Annotated in this window: 3 protein-coding genes and 1 rRNA gene; 2 read left to right on the top strand and 2 right to left on the bottom strand. The window is 58.9% G+C overall.

What is annotated here, in order from left to right:
- Positions 1-170: 170 nt before the first annotated feature.
- Together rrf and JS46_RS18450 are read left to right on the top strand one after the other, a co-directional pair.
- Positions 171-286: ribosomal RNA gene (gene rrf, locus JS46_RS18455) — 5S ribosomal RNA — on the top strand.
- A gap of 209 nt (positions 287-495) precedes the next feature.
- On the top strand, positions 496-1,803 hold the full coding sequence (locus JS46_RS18450) for an MFS family transporter (RefSeq protein ID WP_033754143.1): 1,308 nt from the start codon (positions 496-498) through the stop codon (positions 1,801-1,803).
- Positions 1,804-1,865: 62 nt separating this feature from the next.
- Here JS46_RS18450 and pssA read toward each other — a convergent pair whose 3' ends face one another.
- Positions 1,866-3,221: a CDP-diacylglycerol--serine O-phosphatidyltransferase gene (pssA, locus tag JS46_RS18445; RefSeq protein ID WP_033754140.1), complete on the bottom strand. Its 1,356-nt coding sequence runs from the start codon at positions 3,219-3,221 to the stop codon at positions 1,866-1,868.
- A 117-nt stretch (positions 3,222-3,338) separates the two neighbouring features.
- Positions 3,339-5,996: a bifunctional acetate--CoA ligase family protein/GNAT family N-acetyltransferase gene (locus JS46_RS18440; protein WP_033754137.1), complete on the bottom strand. Its 2,658-nt coding sequence runs from the start codon at positions 5,994-5,996 to the stop codon at positions 3,339-3,341.
- Positions 5,997-6,011 lie beyond the last annotated feature (15 nt).

Here is a 6,011-nt window from a genome sequence, read left to right as displayed (position 1 = left end):
AGATTTTCAGCTTGTTAACGGATAAAGAATTAGCGGGAACGAAAGATTTTGCGCTGAAGCAAGGCGGCAAGCGCGGTAAAGGAAGGAGCATACTGAGGTATGTGACTGACTTTACGAGAGCAGCCAACGCAGCAGCAGCGTAAAAGATTCGTTCCGTGCACAAGAATTTGCCTGGCGGCCTTAGCGCGGCGGTCCCACCTGACCCCATGCCGAACTCAGAAGTGAAACGCCGTAGCGCCGATGGTAGTGTGGGGTCTCCCCATGCGAGAGTAGGGAACTGCCAGGCATCCAACTGCGATAACCCTGACCTCACGGTCAGGGTTTTTTGCGTTTTCAGGCCAGAAAAAAACACTTTCTCAGTTACACGTGTTACAACTAAACCTCTTGCGCATCACATTTACCGCAGCGCAACCGCGATAACGTTTCGTTGTCCCGAATGAAATGCTTTACTCATTGTTTTAACGCTGCTTATCAGCAAGGAACTTGAGGTAAAGCATGGCAGAATTTAATTCGCGCTCATCCCGAACTGGGGTAGAAGAGTCGGGGATCAGCAAGAAACGCGTCTGGGCGATCGTCGGCGCATCGTCGGGTAATCTGGTCGAATGGTTCGACTTCTACGTCTACTCATTCTTCTCACTCTATTTTGCGCATATCTTTTTTCCTAAAGGCGATACCACCACGCAGCTGCTGCAAACCGCAGGGGTATTCGCTGCAGGGTTTTTAATGCGTCCCATCGGCGGTTGGCTGTTTGGCTATATCGGCGATCGGCACGGTCGTAAAAAATCGATGCTTATCTCGGTGTGCATGATGTGCTTCGGCTCGCTGGTCATCGCCTGCCTGCCTGGCTATGGCTCTATCGGCATCGCGGCCCCGGCGATCCTGCTGCTGGCGCGCATGTTTCAGGGACTGTCGGTGGGCGGCGAATATGGCACCAGCGCCACCTATATGAGCGAGGTTGCGCTGGAAGGGCGCAAAGGTTTTTACGCATCCTTCCAGTACGTTACGCTTATCGGCGGCCAGCTGCTGGCAGTGCTGACGGTGGTGGTGCTGCAGTTTATCCTTAGCGAAGAGGATCTACGCAGCTGGGGCTGGCGCATCCCCTTTTTCCTCGGCGCCATCCTGGCGGTTGTAGCTCTCTGGCTGCGCCGATCGCTGCATGAAACCTCAGATAATCAGAGTCGTCATCATAAAGACGCCGGCAGCATTACCGGACTGCTGCGCAACCATACGCGCGCTTTCCTGATGGTGCTGGGTTTCACCGCTGGCGGCTCGCTGAGCTTCTACACCTTTACCACCTACATGCAAAAGTATCTGGTGAACACGGCGGGCATGGATGCGAAAAGCGCCAGCGGCCTGATGACCGCCGCGCTGCTGGTATTTATGCTGATACAGCCGGTTATCGGCGCGCTGTCCGATAAAATTGGCCGTCGGGGTTCGATGCTGATTTTCGGCGCGGGCGCCGCTGTCTGCACCGTTCCCATTCTTACCGCGCTGCAAAGTGTGCAGAGTCCGACCGTCGCCTTCTGCCTGATTATGCTGGCGCTGCTGATAACCAGCTTCTATACCGCTATCAGCGGCATCCTCAAGGCCGAGATGTTTCCGCCTGAGGTGCGTGCGCTTGGCGTCGGCTTATCCTATGCCGTAGCCAATGCGATTTTCGGCGGCTCGGCGGAATATGTCGCGCTGCTGATGAAGCAGCAGGGGATCGAAACCACCTTCTTCTGGTATGTTTCGGCAATGGGCGCGCTGGCGTTTCTGGTGTCGCTGCTGCTGCACAAGCGCGGCAAGGGCATTAAGCTGTAAAGGTTGGCAGGGCCTTCTGGCAGGAGCGATGGCCTGCGGCGACAGACGCCGCAGGCAAAGCATTACAGAATACGGCTAATCAGACGGTCGATACGAATACGGCGCAGACGACGAATCAGCTTGCGCACCTTAGCGGGATAGTCAGAAATGCTTTCCAGATCGCGGAAATGCTTCACTACCTCCGTATGCGTGCGGATCAGCGCCAGCTCTTTTTCACGCTGCTCGGCGAGCTGCTGCAGCGGATCGTGGATCAGCACCGCATTTTCCAGATCGAGACGCCAGGCGCGCGGGTTGAGGTTATTGCCGGTAATCAGCATCCACTCGTCATCGACCCAAATGCCTTTCAGGTGATAGCTGTTCTCGCCATCCTTCCACAGGCGTACCGCCAGCTGTCCGTTATCGACATAGTACTGTAGACGACTGAGGAAGCGGCGCAGATTGATCTCATAGAGATAGGGCAGCGCGCCGATAATTTTGAACGGCTGCTCAGGCGGAATATAAAAGTCGTTGGCGGTTTTATCGCCGACGATAATCTCCACCTCTTTGCCCTCGCGCAGCAGATGAATAATGCTGCGCACCAGGATGGCCGGCAGGTTGAAGTAGGGCGTACAAATGGTGAGCTTCTGCTCGGTGCAGGGCATCAGGTGAAAAATAGTTTTATTGAGCAGGCTGCGTTTGCCTAGCCCAACCAGCGGGGTAACGGTCAGCTCTTCATTATGGCCATCGCCGGTGAACTGATAGTTGAAGCCGCGCAGATCCTGGCGGAACTGGCGCGTCTCATTTTTGATTTCCGGGCTGGAAGGACGCTCTTCGCGATCGAGACGGTTGACCGCTTCCGACTGCTTAAGGTTGACGTTAATCCACTCATACATAGTGTCGGCCAGCTGCGGGTTGCGAATCAGCTGATAGCGGTCGTAGCGATACTTATCATGCTGATGCAGGTAAACGTCGTTAATACTGGCGCCGCTGTAGAGTAGCGTATCGTCGATGATAAAGCCTTTCAGATGCAGCACGCCGAGCGCTTCGCGCGTATTGACCGGGATCCCGTAAACCGGAATGGCGATATCCGCATGCTGCGTCGCCATCTCGCAATACCAGTCGGCATTAGTGACGCCGCGCGCCGCGCCGATACGTCCGCGCTGGGCGCGATGCCAGTCGACCAGAATGCTGACATCCAGCTCAGGTTGCGCGCGTTTCGCCGCATAGAGCGCATCCATTACCGCGCGGCCGGCATCGTCGTTTTCCATGTAGAGCGCGACGATGCAGATACGGTGCTGCGCCGCCGCGATCTTTTCCAGCAGCGTGCGACGGAAGTCGGCTGGCGAGTAGAGCGTTGTCACGTCCGCAGGGGACTGTGACAGCTTCGGCAACTGTGCGAGGTGTTGTTGATGCTTATTGCGTTTGAATTTAGTCAGCATCGCAGTGCGCTTCTTCTCGTTTCATTGCATGGCCTTTTGCCATCAAATCAGGGTCATAACGGTAAATAATAACATCAACCTGGTGCGGTCGGCCATTTTTTACCTTTCTCTACAAGGTTAGCTGATGTCCCTGTGTAAGGGTAAATTGAGGCTGACGATACCTTCATCGAGCTGAACCTCCACCCCAAACCCCAGCTTGCGCGCCAGGGTAATCATGCCGCGGTTATGCGGCATGGTGATCCCGTTGAGCTGCTGCAGGCCATGATCGCGGGTATAGCGGATCATCTTTTCCAGCAGCCGCCGTCCCATGCCGAGCCCTTTTAAATCGGATCGCACCAGTACGGAAAACTCGGCGTCAATGTTGTCGGCGTCGGAAATCGCGCGCGTGACGCCGATAATCTCGCTGCTCTCCTGCTGCTGGCGCACCGCGACGAAGGCCATCTCGCGGTCATAGTCGATCTGCGTCATATTGGCGAGATCCTCATGGGTGAACTCGTTGATCTCGCTAAAGTAACGGTAGTAGAGATCCTCTTTGGTAACCTGTGCGATAAAGGCGCGCAGCAGCGGCTCATCTTCCGGCAGGATAGGGCGGAACAAGCAGCTCTGCCCATCTTTCAGCGTCACCCGCTCTTCAAGCTGCTGCGGATAGGGGCGTATCGCCAGCCGCGCTTCGTTGTCGCCGCTGAACGGCGCCAGATCGAGGGTGACGTCCAGCAGGGTGAATTCGCTGCCCGCCGCCAGCAGCGGATGGATATCGAGCCGCTGGATCTCCGGGCAGTCCACCACCAGGTTAGAGACCTGCACCAGCAGCTGGCTAAGCGCAGGAATATCCAGCGTGTCGAGCCCGCCGCGACTACGGATCTTGCCGCTTTTGATCGCCTGAATCACCAGATAGCGCGCCAGCGTCATATTAAGCGGCGGCAGCGCTACCGCCGCCTGCTTGTCCGCCTGCCACTCTACGCCGCCTTCGCCCAGCAAAATCACCGGACCGAACAGCGCATCCTGCTGCACCACGACGCGCAGCTCCTGCGCCCCGGCGCGGTTCGCCATGCTCTGCACCAGCAGCCCTTCGATGCGCGCCTGCGGCAGCGTCTGTTTTACCCGATCGACGATCGCCTCGGCCGCCTGCTGCACTTCCGCAGCGTTGCGCAGATAGAGCATCACGCCCTGAACCTCTGATTTATGGGCGATATCGGGCGAGCGCAGCTTGAGCGCCACGGGATAGCCGATACGTTCGGCGATAGCGGCTGCTTCGCAACTGTCGCCCGCAATCCAGGTCGGCAGCGTCGCCAGCCCGTACGCCTGCAGCACCGGCTGCACCTCATGAGTGTCGAGCGTGGTAACCCCTTTCGCCAGCGCCTGCGACAAGAGCTGATGCGCCTGGGCGCTGTCCTGCGTCAGGCTGGCGGGCAGCGCCGGGGTTTCGCGCAGCTGTTTCTGGTTGCGACGGTACTCCACCTGATGCATAAACGCCGTGACCGTGCCTTCCGGAGTACGCCAGGTGGGAATGCCCGCCTGGGTAAAGGCGCGCCGCGCCGCCTGCGAGGAGAACTCGCCGCACCAGTTAGTCAGTAGTGTTACCTGCTTGCCGCGCGGATGGGCGGCAATGGCCTGAATGATCTGCTGCGCCGATTCGGTGGCGGGCGCCACCGCGCTGGGCGCATGGATAATCATCAGCGCATCGAGCTCATGGCTGCCCAGCAGAATATTCAGGCAGTCGACATAGCGCTGCGGCGTAGCGTCATCTTTCAGGTCGAGCGGATTGCCGCGTCCGACGCCTTCCGGCAGCAGCGCCGCCAGCGCCGCCAGCGTCTCTTCGCTCAGCACGGCAAGCTTGCCGTTGCGCGCATAGAGTTCGTCCAGCGCCAGCGCAGCAGGCGCGGCGCCGTTGCTGACGATCATCAGCCTGTCGCCGCGCAGCGGGCGCATATGGCTGAGCGATTCCACGGCGGTGAAGAGTTCGTGAGTATCCTGCACGCGCAGCAGGCCGGCGCGCTGGATCGCCGCATCCCAGGCGGCGTCCAGCCCGCTGTGGGTGCCGAGCAGCGCCTGCGCCTGATGGCTGCGGCCGCTTTTGATCACCAGAATGGGTTTATTACGCGAGGCGCTGCGCGAGGCGGAGACAAAGCGCCGCGCGTCGCTCAGGTGTTCGAGATAGAGCAGAATGGCGCTGGTTTTACCGTCGCGCGCCAGAAAATCGAGCAGATCGTCAACGTCGGTATCCAGGCTGTCGCCCAGCGCGATAAACCAGGAGAAGCCCAGACTGCGCTGCTGCGCCCAGTCGAGAATCGTATTGGAGACCGCCGCCGACTGAGAGATAAAGGCGATGCGCCCTTTTTCAATCGGCACCGGCGAAAAGCTGGCGTTAAGCCCTTGCCAGGGCGCAAGCAGCCCGAGGCTGTTAGGGCCGAGCAGGCGAATCTGCCACTGCGCGGCGCAGCTTTTGAGCTCGTCCAGCTGGCTGGCGGGCGCGGAGAGGATAATACAGGCCTTGCACCCTTTTTCGCCCAGCTGCTGCAGCAGTTCGAGGTTACGTTTCGCATGGGTGCAGATCACCGCCAGGTCGGGCGCGAACGGCAGGCTGTCGATGGTGGGCCAGGCGAGCACGCCGCTGACAGCTTTATATTTGGGCGTCACCGGCAGCACCGGGCCGCTAAAACCGCCCGCCAGCAAATTGCGCATCATAAAGTGACCCGCGCGTCCCGGCCTGTCCGAGGCGCCGATCACCGCAATGGATTTAGGTCGTAACAGCGCTTCCAGTCCGCGTTGGCTCATCCCACTCTCCCGAAG

It is taken from the genome of Pantoea sp. NGS-ED-1003 (assembly GCF_000738765.1).
In the GTDB taxonomy this organism is placed as follows: domain Bacteria; phylum Pseudomonadota; class Gammaproteobacteria; order Enterobacterales; family Enterobacteriaceae; genus Pantoea; species Pantoea septica.
The sequence above is the reverse complement of the archived record's forward strand: the minus strand, read 5'-3'. Positions and strand labels throughout refer to the sequence as shown.

What these genes read in the sequence shown, in the direction of transcription:
- pssA (WP_033754140.1), bottom strand. Translation starts at nt 3,221, where the DNA reads ATGCTGACTAAATTCAAACGCAATAAGCATCAACAACACCTCGCACAG.
- JS46_RS18450 (WP_033754143.1), top strand. Translation starts at nt 496, where the DNA reads ATGGCAGAATTTAATTCGCGCTCATCCCGAACTGGGGTAGAAGAGTCG.
- JS46_RS18440 (WP_033754137.1), bottom strand. Translation starts at nt 5,996, where the DNA reads ATGAGCCAACGCGGACTGGAAGCGCTGTTACGACCTAAATCCATTGCG.